The organism is Pseudomonas sp. NFR02, assembly GCF_900119375.1.
Classification (GTDB): domain Bacteria; phylum Pseudomonadota; class Gammaproteobacteria; order Pseudomonadales; family Pseudomonadaceae; genus Aquipseudomonas; species Aquipseudomonas paracarnis.
The window spans coordinates 555,517-573,500 of sequence record NZ_FPJJ01000002.1 but is presented as its reverse complement, the minus strand read 5'-3'; the positions used below and the strand labels follow the sequence as shown (position 1 = coordinate 573,500).

The following is a 17,984-nucleotide window of genomic DNA, read 5'->3' as shown; positions in this document are numbered from 1 at the left end:
ATCGCAAGCAAGCCAGCTCCCACATTTTTTGGGATCGCTGGTGTTACTGACTCTCGTATTACTTCTCGACGAACGCACGCTCGATCAGGTAGTCACCCGGCTCACGCATCCGTGGCGAAACCTTTAGGCCAAAGCTGTTCAACACTTCGCTGGTCTCGTCCAACATGCTTGGGCTGCCGCACAGCATGGCGCGGTCGTCCTCGGGATTGATTGGCGGCAGGCCGATGTCGCTGAACAGCTTGCCGCTGCGCATCAGGTCGGTCAGGCGGCCTTCGTTTTCGAACGGCTCGCGGGTCACGGTCGGGTAGTAGATCAACTTGTCACGCAGGGCCTCACCGAAGAACTCGTTCTGCGGCAGGTGCTCGGTGATGAATTCGCGGTAGGCAACTTCGTTGACGTAACGCACGCCGTGGCACAGGATCACTTTTTCGAAACGCTCATAGGTCTCCGGGTCCTGGATCACACTCATGAACGGGGCGAGGCCAGTACCGGTGCTGAGCAGGTACAGATGCTTGCCCGGCTTCAAATCGTCAAGCACCAGGGTGCCTGTCGGTTTTTTGCTGATGATGATCTCGTCGCCTTCCTTCAGATGCTGCAACTGGGAAGTCAGCGGGCCATCGGGCACCTTGATGCTGAAGAACTCCAGATGCTCTTCCCAGTTCGGGCTGGCAATGGAGTAAGCGCGCATGAGCGGGCGGCCGTTGGGCTGTTGCAGGCCGATCATCACGAACTGACCGTTCTCGAAGCGCAGGCCCGGATCGCGGGTGCACTTGAAGCTGAACAGAGTGTCGTTCCAGTGATGAACACTGAGGACACGCTCGTGGTTCATGTTGCTCATGTACGGGGGACTCCTGGAAATGGGTCTGCGCCAAAGGTAAGGATGCGCAATTGCACAGCATTCTAATGGCGGCGACAATATCTGTTAACTGGATTATTAAGATAAGGGTTATCGGTTATATCGATATGCGATTTACTCTCCGTCAACTGCAAGTTTTCGTCGCCGTCGCCCAGCAGGAAAGCGTCTCGCGCGCTGCTGGCCTTCTGGCCTTATCTCAATCCGCCGCCAGCACCTCAATCACCGAGCTGGAGCGTCAATCCAGCTGTCAATTATTCGACCGCGCCGGTAAACGCCTGAGCCTCAACGCCCTCGGTCACCAGCTGTTGCCCCAGGCGGTGGCATTGCTGGACCAGGCCAAGGAGATCGAAGACCTGCTCAACGGCAAGTCAGGCTTCGGTTCCCTGGCGGTCGGCGCCACGCTGACCATAGGCAATTACCTGGCGACGCTGCTGATTGGCAGCTTTATGCAGCAACACCCCGAGAGCCAGGTAAAGCTGCATGTGCAGAACACTGCCCATATCGTGCATCAGGTTGCCCACTACGAAATTGACCTGGGTCTAATTGAAGGCGACTGCAGCCACCCGGATATCGAGGTGCAGACGTGGGTAGAAGATGAGCTGGTGGTGTTCTGTGCGCCCCAGCATCATTTGGCCAAGCGTGGCGTGGCCACCATGGACGAGTTGACCCACGAAGCGTGGATCCTGCGGGAACAGGGCTCGGGCACGCGACTGACCTTTGATCAGGCAATGCGTCATCACCGCAGCGCGCTGAATATCCGCCTGGAGCTGGAACACACCGAGGCGATCAAACGGGCAGTGGAGTCGGGCTTGGGGATTGGCTGCATTTCGCGGCTGGCGCTGCGCGATGCCTTCCGCCGTGGCAGCCTGGTGCCGGTAGAAACCCCGGACCTGGACCTGGCCCGGCAGTTCTACTTCATCTGGCACAAGCAGAAGTACCAGACCTCGGCGATGCGCGAGTTTCTCGAACTGTGCCGCGCCTTCACCGCTGGGGTGCAGCGCAGCGACGAGATCGTGCTGCCGAGTATCGCGTGATCGTCAGATCAGGATTACGGCCCATACCAGGGTGATCATGGTCAGTGCCACGAATTGCGCGGCGCTGCCCATGTCCTTGGCGTTTTTCGACAGCGGGTGGCGGTCCAGGGAAATACGGTCAATGGCCGCTTCTACCGCTGAGTTGAGCAATTCGACGATCAGCGCCAACAAACACACTGCAATCAGCAGCGCCCGTTCAACCCGGCTGACCTGCAGGAAAAAGCTCACGGGAATCAGGATGACATTCAGCAATACCAGTTGGCGGAATGCCGCCTCGCCAGTGAAAGCCGCACGCAGGCCATCCAGGGAATAGCCCCCTGCATTGAAGATACGTTTGATACCGGTTTGACCCTTGAAAGGCGACATAGATGTAGGCAACTGAACCAAAGAAGTGGGGAAGCTAGATCACGCAAAGTCAAAAAAGCGTGAAGCGGCTGTAACTTAATGTTGCGAGATGGACTCGAGTTGCTGCAAAAGCAACGCCGCCTGAGTGCGCGTACGCACGCCCAACTTACGGAAAATCGCCGTAACGTGGGCCTTGATGGTCGCTTCCGACACACTCAATTCGTAAGCAATCTGCTTGTTCAACAACCCTTCGCAGACCATGGTCAATACTCGGAACTGCTGGGGCGTCAAGCTGGCCAGGCCATCGCGGGCGGCCTTGGCTTCATCGGACACATTGATTTCTTCAAACGCCTGGGGTGGCCAGGACACATCGCCGTCCAACACCGTGCGCACGGCTTTCTGGATATCCTCCATCGCGCTGGACTTGGGAATGAAGCCGCTGGCGCCAAACTCTTTGGAGCGCACCACCACGTCGGCTTCTTCCTGGGCCGACACCATCACCACGGGGATCTGCGGGTATTGGCCGCGCAGCAGCACCAGCCCGGAGAAACCGTACGCGCCCGGCATGTTCAGGTCGAGCAACACCAGATCCCAGTCGGATTTTTCAGTCAGGCGGGCTTCCAGTTCGGCAATGCTGGCCACTTCGACCAGACGTACATCGGGGCCAAGGCCCAGGGTTACGGCCTGATGCAGTGCGCTGCGAAACAGCGGGTGGTCATCGGCAATCAGGATTTCGTATGTGGCCATTGGTTAAATGATCCTGTTTTTTATGGGAGCCCTGATGGGTTCAGGGTTCACCAATACACGAGGCGACGGCCAGGCAGCGATCGCCACAGGGCCCGCTCAACGTCAAAAACACATGAAACGACGTCGATAATTCACGGTTGCGCCCAATCGGCGCACAGCATGCCCAGCGTAGCCTGGAGGGTCAAGCACTACGCCCGTGGGGATTTTAGCGGGTTGCGGGCTTACAGTGCCATCATGCAAACGTCGTCTGGTTATCCCGCCGGGATGTAGGGTGCAAGGCGGGTATGCACGGTGTCCGCCGCATCCAATGGCAGTTGGAATTTGGCAGCCAGGTAATGGGTGCTAAACACATCAAGATAGGCATCCAGCACTTCGCTAGCGGCCAGGTCATCGGCCAGCTCCAGACACAGCGCCGCCACCTCGGCGGTGCAGAAATGGTCATCACGCTTGGAGCGCCGTAGCTTGTAACGTGACAACTGTTCGGGCGCCAGGCTCAGCACCGGTAAATGTTCCAGATAGGGACTTTTGCGAAACATCTTGCGCGCTTCGCTCCAGGTGCCGTCCAACAGGATGAACAGTGGGCGCTTGCCCTCCTCCACGCGCACTTCACTGACCACCCGTTGCGGCGCCACGAATTCACCGGGAAATACAATGTAGGGTTGCCACTGCGGGTCGGCCAGCAACCTGAGCAACTCGGGGTCGACTTCGGTACGCGACCAGGCAAACGCGGTGGTGTCGTGTATGACATCGGCGATCAGCCAGCCCGTGTTACTGGGCTTCATCGGTTCAACGTCATGCATCAACAGGCACATGGCGGACTTGGCTTCTACCTGCGGCCGCCAGGCACACAGGCAGTACTCAGGAATGACCCGACAGCCGGGACAGCGCTCAGCACGGGAACCCCGATTGAGAAACGGCCTGACGGCACGCGCCAGACGCTGGGTACGCAAACGGGAGACGGCGTGACTCATCGGGCACGCGGCGAAGTAGAAGAAATCGACACGGAACAAACTCGTGAAAAACAGAAGTCCCGCAGTTTACCAGCGATACGCCTGGCTGTAGTGGCAAGGGCTCACCTATAATTGCGCGCCACTGAACGCACAGCCCAGTGGCTGGTCTATGCACCAGTAACCGAATCAGGAGAGTTTCATGCTGCGTTCCATGCTGCGCCTTGTTGCCCCATCCGTCGCCCTTGCGCTGGTCTTGCCTATGGGCGCCCACGCGGCCTCGCTGCTGGAGGCTCAAATGAACAAGAAGCTGCAAAGCGTCGCGGCCGAAAGCAACAAGGACCTGCCCCGGGAAATCGACGAAAAAACCCTGGAAGTCGCCTACACCGTTGAAGGGATGCAACTGATCGATCACCTCAGCGTGTTGCCTGACCGTGCCGAACAGATGCGCGCCAACCCCAAGGCTGTGTATTTCCAGCTGGGCCGCAGTGTATGCACCAACCCGGGCTACCGCGAGCTGATGGCCAAGGGCGCAGTGATGCGCTATGAAATCACCGAGAACAAGACCAATCGCCCGGTGGCCTCGGTCAAGTTCGCAGAGGCCGATTGCCCGGCTCCGACGAAGAAGAAAAAGTAACCTTTGCTTGCCCCTCCCGCGCCGCTGCCCAGCGGCGCGCACGCCCCCGCTGCGTTTGCTGTCAACGACTAAACTGCCTAATGAGCCATCAATAAGCGGTTGCCAGCCAAGGGTTTTTCGGCCCATGATCAGCTCATCCCAGATGCCCGCCCACCACAGTTTTTAACGCTGTTCTGTCACATTTTCAGGGCAAAAAAGGCCTGCCCTCCTGCGGCATGCCGCGACACAAGCAGTGTCGTGGCCCAGGCGACGTTCTCGTCGACTACCCAGGCCCTGTAGAGAAGGAGAAATTGAATGCCTTATGAATCGAATGATTTGTTGCTTCGTCATTTTGAAGAAAACGGGACCGACCTCACCCAGCAGGTCGACGCACAAATTCAGTTGATCGCCCCCAACAGCCCGAATATCTCCCTTTATCGAGACATGATCCTCACCGTCCTGCGCATGGCCCAGGACGACCGTGATCGCTGGAACGCCAAGATCACCCTGCGGGCTATCCGCGAACTGGACCATGCCTTTCGGGTGCTCGAACAATTCAAGGGCCGGCGCAAAGTCACGGTATTTGGCTCGGCGCGTACGCCAGTGGAAAGCCCGCTGTATGCGCTAGCCCGAGAGGTAGGTGCGGCGTTGGCACGGTCCGACCTGATGGTCATCACCGGTGGCGGTGGCGGCATCATGGCCGCGGCCCACGAAGGTGCGGGCCTGGAGCACAGCCTAGGGTTCAATATCACCCTGCCCTTTGAACAGCATGCCAACCCAACCATTGATGGCACCGACAACCTGCTGTCATTCCACTTCTTCTTTACCCGCAAGCTGTTCTTCGTCAAGGAAGCCGACGCGCTGGTGTTGTGCCCTGGCGGTTTCGGCACCCTCGACGAGGCATTGGAAGTGCTGACCCTGATCCAGACCGGCAAGAGCCCACTGGTGCCGGTAGTGCTACTGGATGCGCCGGGCGGTGGGTTCTGGCAAGGCGCCCTGGATTTCATCCGCAGTCAGTTGGAAGCCAATCGCTATATCCTGCCCACCGACCTCAAACTGGTCCGCCTGGTCTACAGCGCCGAAGAGGCCGTAGACGAAATCAACCAGTTCTACGCCAACTTCCACTCCACCCGCTGGCTTAAGCGTGAGTTTGTGGTGCGCATGAATCATCCCCTGAGTGAGCGCGCCCTCGCCCATATGCAGCAAGCGTTTGCCAGCCTGCGGCTCAGTGGCGAATTCCAGCAACTCGCCTATACGGGCGAAGACCATGACGAGCCGAGATTCAGCCATTTGACGCGCCTGGTGTTCAATTTCAACGGTCGCGATCAGGGGCGATTGCGGGAGTTGGTGGATTACATCAACCTGCCGGAGAACTGGGCAGAGGCTCAGGGCAAGGCCCAGCAACGGATGACGCCAGAGACAGCGTGATTTTTTGCAGGCAAAAAAAAAGGCCCACTATTTTCATAGTGGGCCTTTTGTTTTTTGGCGTTCAGTCGTCCATATCCCGGCCGCTCAACAAGCGGCTGATCATGTCCATCGAAAACCCGCGATAACTCAAGAAGCGACCTTGCTTCGCACGTTCTTTGACATCAATCGGAAGATGCCCCGCAAATTTGCGACGCCAGGTGTCTTCCAACTGCGACTGCCAATTGATACCGCACTCACGTAGCGCAAGGTCAATATCGGCACGTTGCAGTCCACGTTGGCTTAACTCCTCGCGAATCCGCGCAGGGCCGTAACCGGAACGTGCGCGGTAAGACACAAAGCTTTCAAGGTAACGGGCTTCCGACAACAGCCCTTCTTCCGTTAACCGGTCGAGGGCTGTTTCGATCATCTCTGGCTCTGCGCCGCGCTGACGCAACTTACGTGTCAGCTCGACTCGACCATGCTCGCGGCGAGCGAGCAGGTCCATCGCAGTGCGCCGAACGGCGACGAGTGTATCCAGTACAACAGTCATCGTTTGCTTCAGACGTCAGTATCGGCTTCTTCCATTTCATCTACCGGCTCGCGGTTGGCAGCCGCTTTCACGTCCGGCGCTGCGGTCAGAAGCTTGTCGCGGATCTGCTTCTCAAGCGTGGCAGCGATATCCGGATTGTCTGCCAGGAACTTGGCCGAGTTGGCCTTGCCCTGACCGATCTTGCTGCCGTTGTAGGCATACCAGGCACCGGACTTCTCGACAAAACCGTGCAGTACGCCCAGGTCGATCATCTCGCCGTTCAGGTAGATACCCTTGCCGTAGAGAATCTGGAACTCAGCCTGACGGAATGGCGGGGCCACTTTGTTCTTCACGACCTTGACGCGGGTTTCGCTACCGACAACCTCGTCACCTTCCTTCACCGCGCCAGTACGACGGATATCCAGACGGACCGAAGCGTAGAACTTCAGCGCGTTACCACCGGTGGTGGTTTCCGGGCTGCCGAACATCACGCCGATCTTCATACGGATCTGGTTGATGAAGATCACCAGGCAGTTGGCGTTCTTGATGTTACCGGTAATTTTACGCAGCGCCTGGGACATCAGGCGGGCTTGCAGGCCCACGTGCATGTCGCCCATTTCGCCTTCGATTTCAGCCTTGGGCACCAGGGCCGCCACGGAGTCGACCACGATCACGTCGATGGCGTTGGAGCGCACCAGCATGTCGGTGATTTCCAGGGCTTGCTCGCCGGTGTCCGGCTGGGAAACCAGCAGGTCATCGACGTTGACGCCCAGCTTGCCGGCGTATTCAGGATCCAGGGCGTGCTCGGCGTCGACGAACGCGCAGGTAGCGCCCATCTTTTGCGCCTGGGCAATCACCGACAGGGTCAGGGTGGTTTTACCGGAAGATTCAGGACCGTAGATTTCAACGATACGGCCTTTTGGCAGGCCACCAATGCCGAGCGCGATGTCCAGACCCAGAGAGCCAGTGGAAATAGCCGGGATCGCCTGACGGTCGTGATCGCCCATACGCATTACGGCACCCTTGCCGAATTGACGTTCGATCTGACCCAGGGCCGCAGCCAAGGCTTTCTTCTTGTTGTCGTCCATTAAAGTCCTCACGTAATCAATAAGGCCTGACGGCCAACACCTGTATAAGTAGACAGTATTGTTCCACAAAGATCGGTGATCGCCTACCCCTGATTGTCTATTTCTGCTGCAGCTCGTCGCAACAAGCCCTCCAGCGCGGCTTTTACCGTTTGTCGGCGAACCTCGTCGCGGTTGCCAGGGAAGTGCGCAAGCTCGGCCGTCACCTCGTCGCCCACGGCAAAGGCCAGCCAAACGGTACCCACCGGCTTGTCCGGCGAACCGCCATCGGGGCCCGCGACCCCACTGACCGCCACGGCAAACCGCGCCAGGCTTTTTTCCTGCGCGCCGCGGGCCATCGCTTCCACCACTTCCTGGCTGACGGCCCCGACTTTGGCAAACAGCTTTTCCGGCACATTCAGTTGCCGGGTCTTCTGCCGGTTGGAATAAGTGACATAGCCCGCCTCGAACCAGGCCGAACTGCCCGGGATCCGCGTGATGGCTTCGGCAATACCGCCGCCGGTACAGGACTCGGCAGTGGTGACGTGGGCACTGAGCACCTGCAAACGGCGCCCCAGTTCGGCAGCCAGTTGAGTGATTTCCTTCACGGTCGTCTCCAAGAATGAGCGGGGTTTGCCTACCCTACAGGAGCCCATCGACCATGCAAGACACAGAGTGCATCAAGAGACTAATGCGCGACGGCCTGCACGTAGGCCTGGCAAGCACGCAAGGCGATCAGGGCGTTATCGCCGTCGTCGGTGATGCGGATAATTCGCTGAGCATGCGCCGGGTCAAGTCGGGCTCGCGAGGCTGCATGAACCACGCCGCCGGCGCTGGGGGCGGCTGGCACTGTGCAGCCACTGGCGACGGTGGCGAGAAGGACTGACAGCCGCACATCAGCAGTGGCCAGGCGGTCGCGCAGAGCAGCTTGGTTGCGTTGGGCATCGTTCAATTCCTGAATGTATTGATGGTCACTAGTAGAGAGCTGTTGTTCAAGGGCCTGGCGTTTGGTCTGTTCGGCCTGTTGCTGGTCGAGGATTGCCTGGTTTTGCTGGCTGAGCGCCTGTGCATGTCGGACTGATTGCAGCTCCAACTGCGCCCCGTATCGCCATGCCTGCACCTGCCACACAAGCGCCATGAGCAGACACACACCGATCAAGCCAAACGCGCCTAGGAAACGCATAGCACCGCCTTCGCCCGCGCCCACAATTGCAAACGGGCGTCCAGGCCATTGAGGCCGCCGTTGATGCGGCGGGTGATGGTGGTGAACTGGCCTTTGTCGGCGAGCTCGTTGAGGCCGTTGCTTTGCCAGAACCAGGCGGCGGATTCGCAGGCCCATCGGGGTATCTCTAAAAGCTCCGGATGCTCGAGTAAATCCAGGTCGAGCGCCTTGCCACAGTTAGCGTAATTAGTTCGCCCTGTGACCTGTATCAAGCCTCGTCCGCGAAACTTGAAACCGTCTCCCACAACCGAATTGCCCAGATCAGCCCGCCCCTCATACTTCGCCTGCTGAACTGTCGGCCCCCAAAGTTCTTTCAACCAACGTAACTGACCGGACTCATGTCCAACTTGAGCAATAAAGGCAGCAATGCGCAGCGGGGTGACAACGCCATATTTACCCATTGAGCTGTTCAATACAGGAATAAAAGCGCCGGCTTTTCGGCCGGCGTCAGGGAGGATCTGCAGTAGCTGCTGCTGTGTCATCGGCATGAGTTGCTCCAGATGATAAATACGCGCCCCCGCTTGCAGTCAGTTTTGTGCATCAGGCACATCGTTGACGATATTCAAAGCGGCCTTGCGTTTCAGTGTGACCTCATGAGGGATTGGCCGATCACGCTCATACTTGGCGATTACCTGCCAGTCGGTTGATTGTAAATAAGCCACCGCCTTCATTCTGGCCAACTCGCGATCCTCTGCAACACTCCCAATCTTCTGAATGGCATCAAGTTTTATCAGACTCATACTTCAACCTCGATGGGTTTGATAACCGAGACGGCGACAACCGGTGCACGGGGAATAGAGACTGGCCCGTCTCGCGTAACAGCCAGCGGTTCCGGATTGCGCATCGACTCAGGCGAGTCCGGGGTTACTGGCAACTTCAGGGTCAAGCTCAACACTCCGTTATTGCGCTCAATCACCGACATGGGCGCCAACCATTTGCACTCGATATCGTTCGAATGGACTTGGTAACCGTCAGGGATCATGGACAGGTCCAAGACATCTTCTCCAACGGTCAGGCGTTCACCCTTGAGACTTGCAGTCAACTCACCATCCATCAGCACAGCAAATAATTTGATAATGATCACTTCCACGCTCCCACTACCTGTACCTTGAAGTTTGTAAATTGCTGTGCCGTCGCACCGTTACGGCAAGTAAAACCTACCGAGGTACCGTCACCGTTGACCCACTTCGTATTGATTCCATAATGGTCATAGCTGATAGTGGGTTGAAAGTTAACGTCGCACACAGCGAAACGCGCATCGACAATTTGGATGGGCAGTGCAACGACTTGGCTGATGATGTCACCCGGCTGTAGAGATACACTGGTGCCGGTCCAGATATTGATGACGGCTTTCCCGTTCTTGTAGCGCCATACCGCAGCGTTGCCGTTCATGATGGTCACATCCATCAACCCGCTGCGCTCACTTTCATTCACTGGTTGCAGCGCACTGGCACTGTCCATGATCAGTCGCCAAGGGCCCCAGCGAGTCTCGCCAGTGCCATAACCGGTCCGCCTAAAAGCGTTCTGGGTAGCGCCTGGAAGACCTGTCAAACCTACAAAGTCCTGAAAGACCTGATCGCTCGGATTCAAAACCGTATTGACTACGCCATATGCATAACCCGGAGGTATTGTGCCTTTCGTATTGAGAGAAACATACCCATACCCAGGAACTTGAGCTGCAGTCACATCATCGATATCAGCAATATAGGTATAGGGATTAAAGGTTTTGAGGCGATGACGCAGTGTCAGTGCAGAGCTAATATCCAATTCACCGTAAACACCACTTTGCCAAGGTTTAGCAATTGCTCCTTGAGCAAATTGCCGGCTCCACTCCCGCTCACTGAGCAGATCGAAAGCGACTTGTCGTACATAGCCTCCACCGGCACTACTAACGGTTTGAATGATAAAAACATAGCTCGATGGCAGTGAAGCCCCGCCGTTGCCGAACATGAATAGACCGTTGATTGCTGGTAAGGCATCGGCACTGTCCGAAGGCTTCATCGCAATAGGAGCGCTTGCCCCCCATCCGCTTGCCTTGGACAGCGCATCCCCCTTGTATAATTCTTCGGTCATTGCATTGAGTTTGACCATTGCACTGCGAGGCGTATCACCGCCTACCCCACTGGGCCGCGTACCTAGATCTATTTCCAGTCGTGCCATTTGAGTCTCCCAAAAAGCAGGCAAAAAAAAGCCGCACGAAGGCGGTATAAAAAACACCGTTTATTCAATCAAAATGCAGGCAACAACACCGCAACGGAGTCTGCAATTTCACAGTGCAGAGAAATGCCCCCAACCAACTCATAGGGTTGCCCATCTTTTTGCAATTTGATGGTCATGACTTTCCTGGAATACGTAATCACTGCTAACACCTCTTTCTCGCCCACGCCCATGCTGTATCCCCACCCACTTCCTTCAGGCGCAAGCGGGATAAGCCCTACCGTACCGCGCACTTCATAAACACCCTGAGCCTTCCGCTTCGAAGTGACTTTTTGGCTGCTGAACGGAACAACCGTACAAGTGCCCTCGGCCCCACGTAGTTCAACGACTGCTCTCATTTTCAAATCGCCTTTATAGAGCCATCAGCCTGCTTTGCGCAGTTGGCCGTATTCAGAGTGGTGATGACATTCAACACGCCCACGTTCATGTCCGACGTAGGCGGCGCAATGTCCACTTCCGTGAGCCAGTTCGATGCGAAGGCTGCTGGCACTTCAAGGGCTCCGGTCTGAATTGAGTACATCGCAAATCGGGGTAGATAGACCACTCCAGGAAAACCGATGTAGATCGACATCAGGCCGGTCTCTGGACGACGGTACACGCGGACTTTCAACGAGGGTCCGCCTTGCAAATTGCCAATGGCCGGGGATGCCGCATTCAACAGTGCAACGCCGGAACTGAACGAGCCCTGGTAGTAGTACCAGGACAAGTCGAGCGTAAACGGCGACGTGTAGCCGTTTATGCAGCCCACACACCGAATCAACGGCGATTCGCTCTCGGTATAGCGGATGGCGGTATGGATTGTGAGCGAGGAAACCAGCGAGCCATTGGCCTTCCCCGCCTCCGTAGTGTTCTGCCCCAATACCCGCTCACCATCGGCCTGAAAGGCACGTGACTTGAGGCCCAACCGCTGCTGGGTGGAGGCCAGGCCCGGGCCGTCGGTGAGGACTTTTTGCCAGGGTTGCCAAACGCCCACGACCTCCACGCGGATCCACTTAGAAGCGTCGTTGACGACGAAGTACTCTTGCATGGTGTAACCGGCCCCGGCCTCATTGACGGTCAACCAACCGTTTTGGCCTGTCGGGGTATGCAAGCCGGATATTGAGTAATAGGTGCCAGCTTTGCGCACACCATCAAGATCCGCCTCCGGGAGGGGATTGTAGGCACCCACACCAAAATCACCCACGCGAACGACTCGGCCTGGAGTATGATCATCGGCACTTGTAGTCAATATACCGGAAGCCGCTGAGCCAAGTGCATCCATCCGGCTATACAGCTCTTGAGTCATTGCGTTGATTTTTAAATTAGCACTGCGGGGGGTATCCCCGCCGATGCCCGCGGGTTTTGTACCTAGTTCAATTTCTTGTCGTGCCATTTTTTCCTTCCGCTAATAGATCAAAGAACCTTCAGCACTCGTCGCACACATAAATATCTACAGGGGGACTCGCACTAAAAATCAGCTTCATAGGATTAAGGGATACCGACGAGCAGCGGCCAATTTACCTTCGGCGCAGCCGTTTTACCGGTCACAATGGATAACTCAATAGTTCCTCTCGATGCATTGGGGAACCCTACAGTCACTGATGACAAACTCAACCCAGACAAAAAGTCCTGCCGAAACATATTCATTAAAAAATATGAATTCTTACCGTAGGTCCAAGGCAGGCTATACGTCCACACTCGAAAGAAAAAGTTCATATCCAGATAGTCATGGGGGACCCAATCCTGAACCCCGCCTACAAAACTCATTATTTTGTAATTGCTGTCAAACACCACCTGACCACTTTTATCAAAAATCTGGAACCCATAACCACTTGTTGCCGGTGGATGAGCGACACAGGCGCAGTATTTCCCAGTGTAGGCGAGACCTACAGTTGGGTAATTGCCAGCAAAGTAAACCGAAAAACCCGTCCATGCTCCAGCAGCGCCCGTATGCACAATCGGAAAATAAACACCCGCACCGTCCGGCGAAATAAATACCAGCGGTGGTCTGGGCGAACTTATCGTCGCTGTGTAAGTCACATAGATCCAACACCCTTGAATATTGGGTGCAGCAGCGGCATAGCTTCCTGATGAGATGACATGAAATAGAGAGTTTTCATCATCGATGATCGTCTGACCTTCGTTACCAACACATAGTATTCCATAGCTCATTTATAGTGCACCGCCATAATCGAATATTGCTGATTCGCATACTGCGCGGCGAAAGCAGCTGCCCATTCCGCATTCAGCACATCGAATTTTAAACTTGCATTTGGATAGGCACCCACAATGGAGTAGCCCGGCATTATGGTTTGTTCTATGCCATAAGCCTCCACCATAACCACTCCCTTTAGAGGATCAAACTTTGGAAGTGCTACCATTGCACCATTCGTTGGCAAGCCCTGTCCATGAACAAGGGAAACTGCTCTCATGGTTTTTGAATTAAGCCCTAAGGTTTCGCCTCCTTGATCATCATAAAACTGGATACCATGCGTCATGAGTTGAGATCTCCAATTTTTATCCTTAGATTTCCTTCCGCATCGTAAATTTTGTCAACGTTTGGTCGAACTTCACGGCGCCCTCCTGGCCCGGAACTATTGAGTTCAAACAACCCTGACTTGTCCAAAATCCACACTGGTTTCCCATTGACTCCCAGTGCATCAGATTGAATAGTGCTGCCAATTTTGGCGTTGGTGATCGTGCCATTTTGAATAAACGCACTATCGATAAATGTTTCAGCACCTCTAACCGCGAACGGTGTCGAAGGCATACCCGGCGTATTTTCGTTATAAATCGCAAACTGATCCGCCGAAATCAGAAACTGACTTTGCAATCCACCTGGACCATTCTCGATACCCAACCCAATACCGGCGAACTTGTACCCTCCGCCTGCGGCAACCTGCATCCGCACTGACCAATTCGCCGCCAACTTCCCATTGGTATCCGCAATCGCCGAGGCATTGGTCTGGATACTCACTGACTGTTGGTTAACTTTGGTCTGCACCGTTTCAATACTTTGGGCCAGCGTTTTGTCCGCAGTGGCCAAGGTCGTCAGTCGCGTATCAATCGACGCCGAGTTGTTATTGACCTTTGCATCCAGCTGCGTAACCCGCTGGGCAAGGGCCTCATCCCGGGAAGCTGAAGCGCTGTCTACGTTGGTGATACTGGCCTGGTTCTGACTGACCCTTGCATCCAGCCGCGTAACCCGCTGGGCAAGGGCCTCATCCCGGGAAGCAGAAGCGCTGTCTACGTTGGTAATACTGGCCTGGTTCTGACTGACCCTCACCTCCAACGCATCGGTCTTCATCGCCTGAGCAATATCACCCTCGACAATCGCTGACATCACCGACCAGGTGCCAGCCATGGAAACGTCATCACCCGCGAATGAGGTTTGCTCATCACCTGCCATCTTCGGGTTGACCTGGGCATACACCCCGTCGGTTTTCTGGGCAGTGCTGGTGACCTTGCCGTCCACCGTCTCGATCGCCGTTTTGTTCTGCTGGATCTGCAACGCCAATGCATTGCTGGTTTGCACAAGGGAGCCAATGTCCAGCCAATAAGCCGCGTTAGGCGGTGGGCTGTTAGCCGGTACTGCCTGGATAGCTTGGTAAAGATGATTCTCCTGGCGTACAAACTCGCCACTGGCATATGCCCTGGCCGCGTCGTACAGCAACGCATCCGTGACTTGATCAACCAGTGCTTGCAGTTCTTTACGGGTATTGTCCAATCGGTCGTTGACCGAACCCGCGCCCGATCCATCAATCAGCTCGATACGGTCGAGCAAGTGCTTACCCAGTTCCGTCTCGCTGATTTGCCCGGCGATCAGATCCAGGATCGGAGATGCATCCGAACTCGCTTGCCCGTTGACGCCCGATCCGTTTGGAAACCAAGGCCCGATATTCCCCGTACGATCCACCAGCCGCGCCCAGAAAAACAACGACGCCCCCGCCGCCAGCCCCATCATGGTCAAATCGGTCTGCGGGAACGCGTAATCCCCGAGCTTGGTCGCTTGCGCCAAGTCGGAGGTCTTCCCGTACCAGATTTCCGTACGCTGCAAATCCGCCGTGCTCACTCCCTGCGGAATCAGCCATTTCACCTTGATCGCAAACACCAACGACTCCGTCGTCAGCGCTGCCACGGTCGGCGGCAATGTGGTCTTGCCGTTAAGTACAGTCTCTACAGACTCGCTATACAGGGAGCCGATATCCAGCGCGTTGATCGCCCGTACCTTGGCCACATAACGCCCGGCATAAATGCCGGACACTTCGATAGAACCGCCGCCCGTGCGGCCTGCGTAAACCCATTCACCGTCGTTCTTGCGCCAGTAAGCCTCGTACGCAATGGCATTGGCCACTCGCTGCCACTCGATGGTCATGACATTGACCGCGCTGCCTTGCTCGACGAAATGGTCGTTGCTGACCATCACGCCGGTCGGCGCCGCTTGCACGCTCGGTGGGATCACGGTGATCGGCGGGCTGTCGATTTTGGCGCCGTTGTCGATGGCCGCGAACTTGCTCGGTACATGCTTGACCGCGCTGAGGCTGTATTTGATTTCGTCATCCGAAAAGTCTTCGGAAATCGACAGCACGCGGAACTGTTGCAAAGCCAGGGTCGCCGAATCGATAGCCCAGATCGATTGAGCCGGCGGCATGTCGTCGAGCTTGGTTTGCAGCGTAACCAACTGCTCATCCGCACCTGCGGCGCTGACGGATTTGACCTCTCGGGACACAGCCTTGCCGTTGGGCATCACCAGGGTGATGGTGTCGCCGGCAGTGGCGGTGACTTCGGCATCCAGGGTCAGGGTGTCGAGAGTGGCAGCGCGCAGGCGTCCGCCAATGCGGCGGCCGGCGCGGTCGTTGTCGGCCACGCGGATGATCTGGCCGGGCCGCGCCAGGGTGCCGTCGAGGCCGACCGCGAAGGTCACGCTTTCGGTTTCCAGGCGGTTGGTCAGCAACGCCCATTTGCCGATGCGCTGGGCTTGGGCTTGCGACGTGCAACCGGTGGCGCTGATTTCGGTTTGCTGAATGCCGTAGCGCGCGATGCCTTCGGCGTCGTCGACGTATTGCACCTTCTGGCGATAGAAATCCGTCGGGTCATTCCAACTGACCAGGGCGACGGTGTAGCGGGTCTTTTTCGCCGAACCGCCGTAGATGAACTGGCCGCCGATCACGTTGGCGTTGGAGTAGGTGTAGACCGGGTCTTCCGGCATATCCGCCACCGCCATCACGGAACCCGCGCCCCAGTAGGACATGCCCCGAAAGGTAGTCGCCAGGTCTTGCAGCACCTTCAATGCATCGGCACGCACCGACAGGTACAGGTTGCAGGTGAAGCGCGGTTCGGTGCCGCCCTTGCCGTCGGACACCGGCTGGTCGCAGTACTGCCCGATGCGGTACAGCTCCCACTTATCTACTTGACCGGCGTTGAGCAGGTGGCCCAGGCCATAGCGTTGGTGCAACAGCAGATCGTAGTAAATCCAGGCAGGGTTGTCGGTCCAGGCCGATTTGAACGTGCCGTCCCATACACCGCTGTAGGTGCGGGTTTGCGGGTCGTAGTTATTTGGCACCTTGATGATGCGCCCGCGCAGTTCGAAGGAGCGCGAGGGGATCGACTGAAATTGCGCGGCATCGAATTGCAGGCCGATCAGCGCCGAGCCCGGGTAGCGCAGCTTGGCGTCAATCACCTCGGTGGACGATTCCACGGTGGTGGTATCGGCAATCGTGCCACTGGTGGAGTTCGGCGTGATACGGCGCACGCGCAAGGTCCAGCCGACTTTCGCGGGTGGCAAGTCGACACGGTGGGAACGTTCGTACTTGGTGGTGGTTTTGCCACTGAACGCGGCGGCCAGCACCTCTGTAAATGCGCCGCCGTCGGTGGACAGGTCAATGGCGTACTGCACGGTATAACCGTTGGTGTCGCCGTTGCTGGTGTTGGTCTGCGACAGGCGCGTCACGGCCAGGCGAACCCGTACCGCCGACAGTTGCAGGTTGGAATAGGACTTGGTCCAGGGCTGATCGCTGCGCAGCTCGATCGACACCGGGCTTTCGTTTTCCACTGCCGGGAAGCCAGGGATATGTGACTGGTCCTGGCTGCCATTGCGGGTGTCGAGGGTCACGCCACTGAAGTTGAGGCTGCCATCGGCGTTGGCCAGCGGGGTCTCGTCGAGAAACACCGAGCGCTTATCGTTTTTCAAACCGACAATCTCGCCTTCGCTGACGAGATCGAGGATACGGGCATAGGCCGTACTTTGCAGGCTGTCTGGCGCCTCCACGGAGGGACGGGGCTTGGACGCGCCGCCTTTACTGCCAGCGAGAGTGAGGTCAGTCATGGCTTTCCTTCAGGCGAAATAAAGCCCGCACTCGGCGGGCTGGGTGAAAAGGAGGACGGTTAGAGTTGGTCCTGGGCGTAGATGCCAGCACTGATCACAGCACTGCCGACGACCAACTCGCCGTAGAGCAGCCCTACCGGATTGCCCTGGGCGTTGGTATTGACCGGGCCATTGAAGCTGTAGCTCGGGCGATTGTTGGGGCTATCCTGGGCGCCAAGCCCTTTGGGGGGAGGTGACAACATCTGCATGACGCCCCCCATCGCCATGGACGCACCTGCCATCATCATCATGCTGGCCGCCGGGCCCGTGAGAAAGCCAAACGGGTTGTAGTAGGCCACCGCGATTAATACCGCGCCGATAATGGTCTGTAGCCCCCCGGCCCGCTTGGAGCCGGTTAAAACTGGCGCGATACGAATCACGTCCTTGCCAAGAGGCTTTTGGATATCGTCTTCGCTAATGTTGCGTTTGCCGTTGAATACCGCAAAGCGCAAACCTTTGTCAGCGCTCTGCAGCATGTAACGTTCAAAGCCGGGAAACTGTTTGAAGTAGCCCATCACGTCCTTGAAACCACCCGTGGTGGTCACACGATGCTCTCGACCGAAAAGCCTGGCGAGCGAGCCTGATAGCAGGACGGTTCGCATCATATTTTGTTCTACTGCCAATCCCATGAGCACTCTCCTGGTCATCTTCGCAACG

The 17,984-nt window shown here is 56.9% G+C and carries 21 protein-coding genes; 3 read left to right on the top strand and 18 right to left on the bottom strand.

Annotation, left to right across the window (positions count from 1 at the left end):
* Positions 1-58: 58 nt before the first annotated feature.
* Positions 59-838 carry a ferredoxin-NADP reductase gene (gene fpr / locus BT199_RS08320; protein WP_003189055.1) on the bottom strand — a complete coding sequence of 260 codons (780 nt, stop codon included), beginning with the start codon at positions 836-838 and terminating at the stop codon, positions 59-61.
* Between the two features lie 125 nt (positions 839-963).
* On the opposite strand from fpr, the gene BT199_RS08315 reads away from it, so the two are divergent.
* The gene (locus BT199_RS08315) at positions 964-1,890 is read left to right on the top strand and encodes a LysR family transcriptional regulator (RefSeq protein WP_003189054.1); all 927 of its coding nucleotides are present in this window, start codon (positions 964-966) and stop codon (positions 1,888-1,890) included.
* Positions 1,891-1,893: 3 nt separating this feature from the next.
* Here BT199_RS08315 and BT199_RS08310 read toward each other — a convergent pair whose 3' ends face one another.
* The 3 genes from BT199_RS08310 to BT199_RS08300 form a co-directional block, all read right to left on the bottom strand.
* Positions 1,894-2,256 carry a diacylglycerol kinase gene (locus BT199_RS08310; RefSeq protein WP_019817716.1) on the bottom strand — a complete coding sequence of 121 codons (363 nt, stop codon included), beginning with the start codon at positions 2,254-2,256 and terminating at the stop codon, positions 1,894-1,896.
* Positions 2,257-2,331: 75 nt separating this feature from the next.
* A complete protein-coding gene (erdR, locus tag BT199_RS08305) occupies positions 2,332-2,982 on the bottom strand; it encodes a response regulator transcription factor ErdR (protein ID WP_003189050.1) in 651 nt (216 codons plus the stop codon).
* A gap of 251 nt (positions 2,983-3,233) precedes the next feature.
* Positions 3,234-3,953, bottom strand: coding sequence for a tRNA-uridine aminocarboxypropyltransferase (locus BT199_RS08300; protein WP_032903391.1), 720 nt, complete (start codon positions 3,951-3,953; stop codon positions 3,234-3,236).
* A gap of 178 nt (positions 3,954-4,131) precedes the next feature.
* On the opposite strand from BT199_RS08300, the gene BT199_RS08295 reads away from it, so the two are divergent.
* Complete coding sequence (locus tag BT199_RS08295; protein WP_014717179.1) at positions 4,132-4,566, top strand: PA3611 family quorum-sensing-regulated virulence factor; 435 nt, start codon at positions 4,132-4,134, stop codon at positions 4,564-4,566.
* Positions 4,567-4,860: 294 nt separating this feature from the next.
* The gene (locus BT199_RS08290; RefSeq protein WP_014717178.1) at positions 4,861-5,973 is read left to right on the top strand and encodes an LOG family protein; all 1,113 of its coding nucleotides are present in this window, start codon (positions 4,861-4,863) and stop codon (positions 5,971-5,973) included.
* A 61-nt stretch (positions 5,974-6,034) separates the two neighbouring features.
* Here the strand turns inward: BT199_RS08290 and recX are convergent, their stop codons facing one another.
* The 14 genes from recX to BT199_RS08225 form a co-directional block, all read right to left on the bottom strand.
* Positions 6,035-6,502 carry a recombination regulator RecX gene (gene recX / locus BT199_RS08285; protein WP_072434287.1) on the bottom strand — a complete coding sequence of 156 codons (468 nt, stop codon included), beginning with the start codon at positions 6,500-6,502 and terminating at the stop codon, positions 6,035-6,037.
* Positions 6,503-6,510: 8 nt separating this feature from the next.
* Complete coding sequence (recA, locus tag BT199_RS08280; RefSeq protein ID WP_014717176.1) at positions 6,511-7,569, bottom strand: recombinase RecA; 1,059 nt, start codon at positions 7,567-7,569, stop codon at positions 6,511-6,513.
* Positions 7,570-7,652: 83 nt separating this feature from the next.
* On the bottom strand, positions 7,653-8,153 hold the full coding sequence (locus BT199_RS08275; protein WP_020301157.1) for a CinA family protein: 501 nt from the start codon (positions 8,151-8,153) through the stop codon (positions 7,653-7,655).
* An 80-nt stretch (positions 8,154-8,233) separates the two neighbouring features.
* Positions 8,234-8,728, bottom strand: a complete 495-nt coding sequence (locus BT199_RS08270) for a lysis system i-spanin subunit Rz (protein WP_034135795.1) — start codon at positions 8,726-8,728, stop codon at positions 8,234-8,236.
* Positions 8,716-9,255 carry a glycoside hydrolase family 19 protein gene (locus BT199_RS08265; RefSeq protein WP_072434286.1) on the bottom strand — a complete coding sequence of 180 codons (540 nt, stop codon included), beginning with the start codon at positions 9,253-9,255 and terminating at the stop codon, positions 8,716-8,718. Before BT199_RS08265 ends, BT199_RS08270 begins: the two co-directional genes overlap by 13 nt.
* Before the next feature lie 39 nt (positions 9,256-9,294).
* Positions 9,295-9,507 (bottom strand): hypothetical protein, encoded by a 213-nt coding sequence (locus tag BT199_RS08260; protein ID WP_072434285.1) that lies wholly within the window; start codon positions 9,505-9,507, stop codon positions 9,295-9,297.
* Positions 9,504-9,857: a hypothetical protein gene (locus BT199_RS08255; RefSeq protein WP_072434284.1), complete on the bottom strand. Its 354-nt coding sequence runs from the start codon at positions 9,855-9,857 to the stop codon at positions 9,504-9,506. Before BT199_RS08255 ends, BT199_RS08260 begins: the two co-directional genes overlap by 4 nt.
* Positions 9,848-10,927 carry a hypothetical protein gene (locus BT199_RS26805; RefSeq protein ID WP_139271606.1) on the bottom strand — a complete coding sequence of 360 codons (1,080 nt, stop codon included), beginning with the start codon at positions 10,925-10,927 and terminating at the stop codon, positions 9,848-9,850. Before BT199_RS26805 ends, BT199_RS08255 begins: the two co-directional genes overlap by 10 nt.
* A gap of 68 nt (positions 10,928-10,995) precedes the next feature.
* The gene (locus BT199_RS08245; protein ID WP_072434282.1) at positions 10,996-11,322 is read right to left on the bottom strand and encodes a hypothetical protein; all 327 of its coding nucleotides are present in this window, start codon (positions 11,320-11,322) and stop codon (positions 10,996-10,998) included.
* A 2-nt stretch (positions 11,323-11,324) separates the two neighbouring features.
* On the bottom strand, positions 11,325-12,356 hold the full coding sequence (locus BT199_RS08240) for a pyocin knob domain-containing protein (protein WP_072434281.1): 1,032 nt from the start codon (positions 12,354-12,356) through the stop codon (positions 11,325-11,327).
* Between the two features lie 95 nt (positions 12,357-12,451).
* Positions 12,452-13,135 (bottom strand): hypothetical protein, encoded by a 684-nt coding sequence (locus BT199_RS26800; protein WP_139271605.1) that lies wholly within the window; start codon positions 13,133-13,135, stop codon positions 12,452-12,454.
* Positions 13,132-13,461, bottom strand: coding sequence for a hypothetical protein (locus BT199_RS08235; RefSeq protein WP_032893270.1), 330 nt, complete (start codon positions 13,459-13,461; stop codon positions 13,132-13,134). Before BT199_RS08235 ends, BT199_RS26800 begins: the two co-directional genes overlap by 4 nt.
* The gene (locus BT199_RS08230) at positions 13,458-17,288 is read right to left on the bottom strand and encodes a TipJ family phage tail tip protein (protein ID WP_072434280.1); all 3,831 of its coding nucleotides are present in this window, start codon (positions 17,286-17,288) and stop codon (positions 13,458-13,460) included. Before BT199_RS08230 ends, BT199_RS08235 begins: the two co-directional genes overlap by 4 nt.
* A gap of 59 nt (positions 17,289-17,347) precedes the next feature.
* Positions 17,348-17,956: a tail assembly protein gene (locus BT199_RS08225; RefSeq protein WP_072434279.1), complete on the bottom strand. Its 609-nt coding sequence runs from the start codon at positions 17,954-17,956 to the stop codon at positions 17,348-17,350.
* Positions 17,957-17,984: the final 28 nt, after the last annotated feature.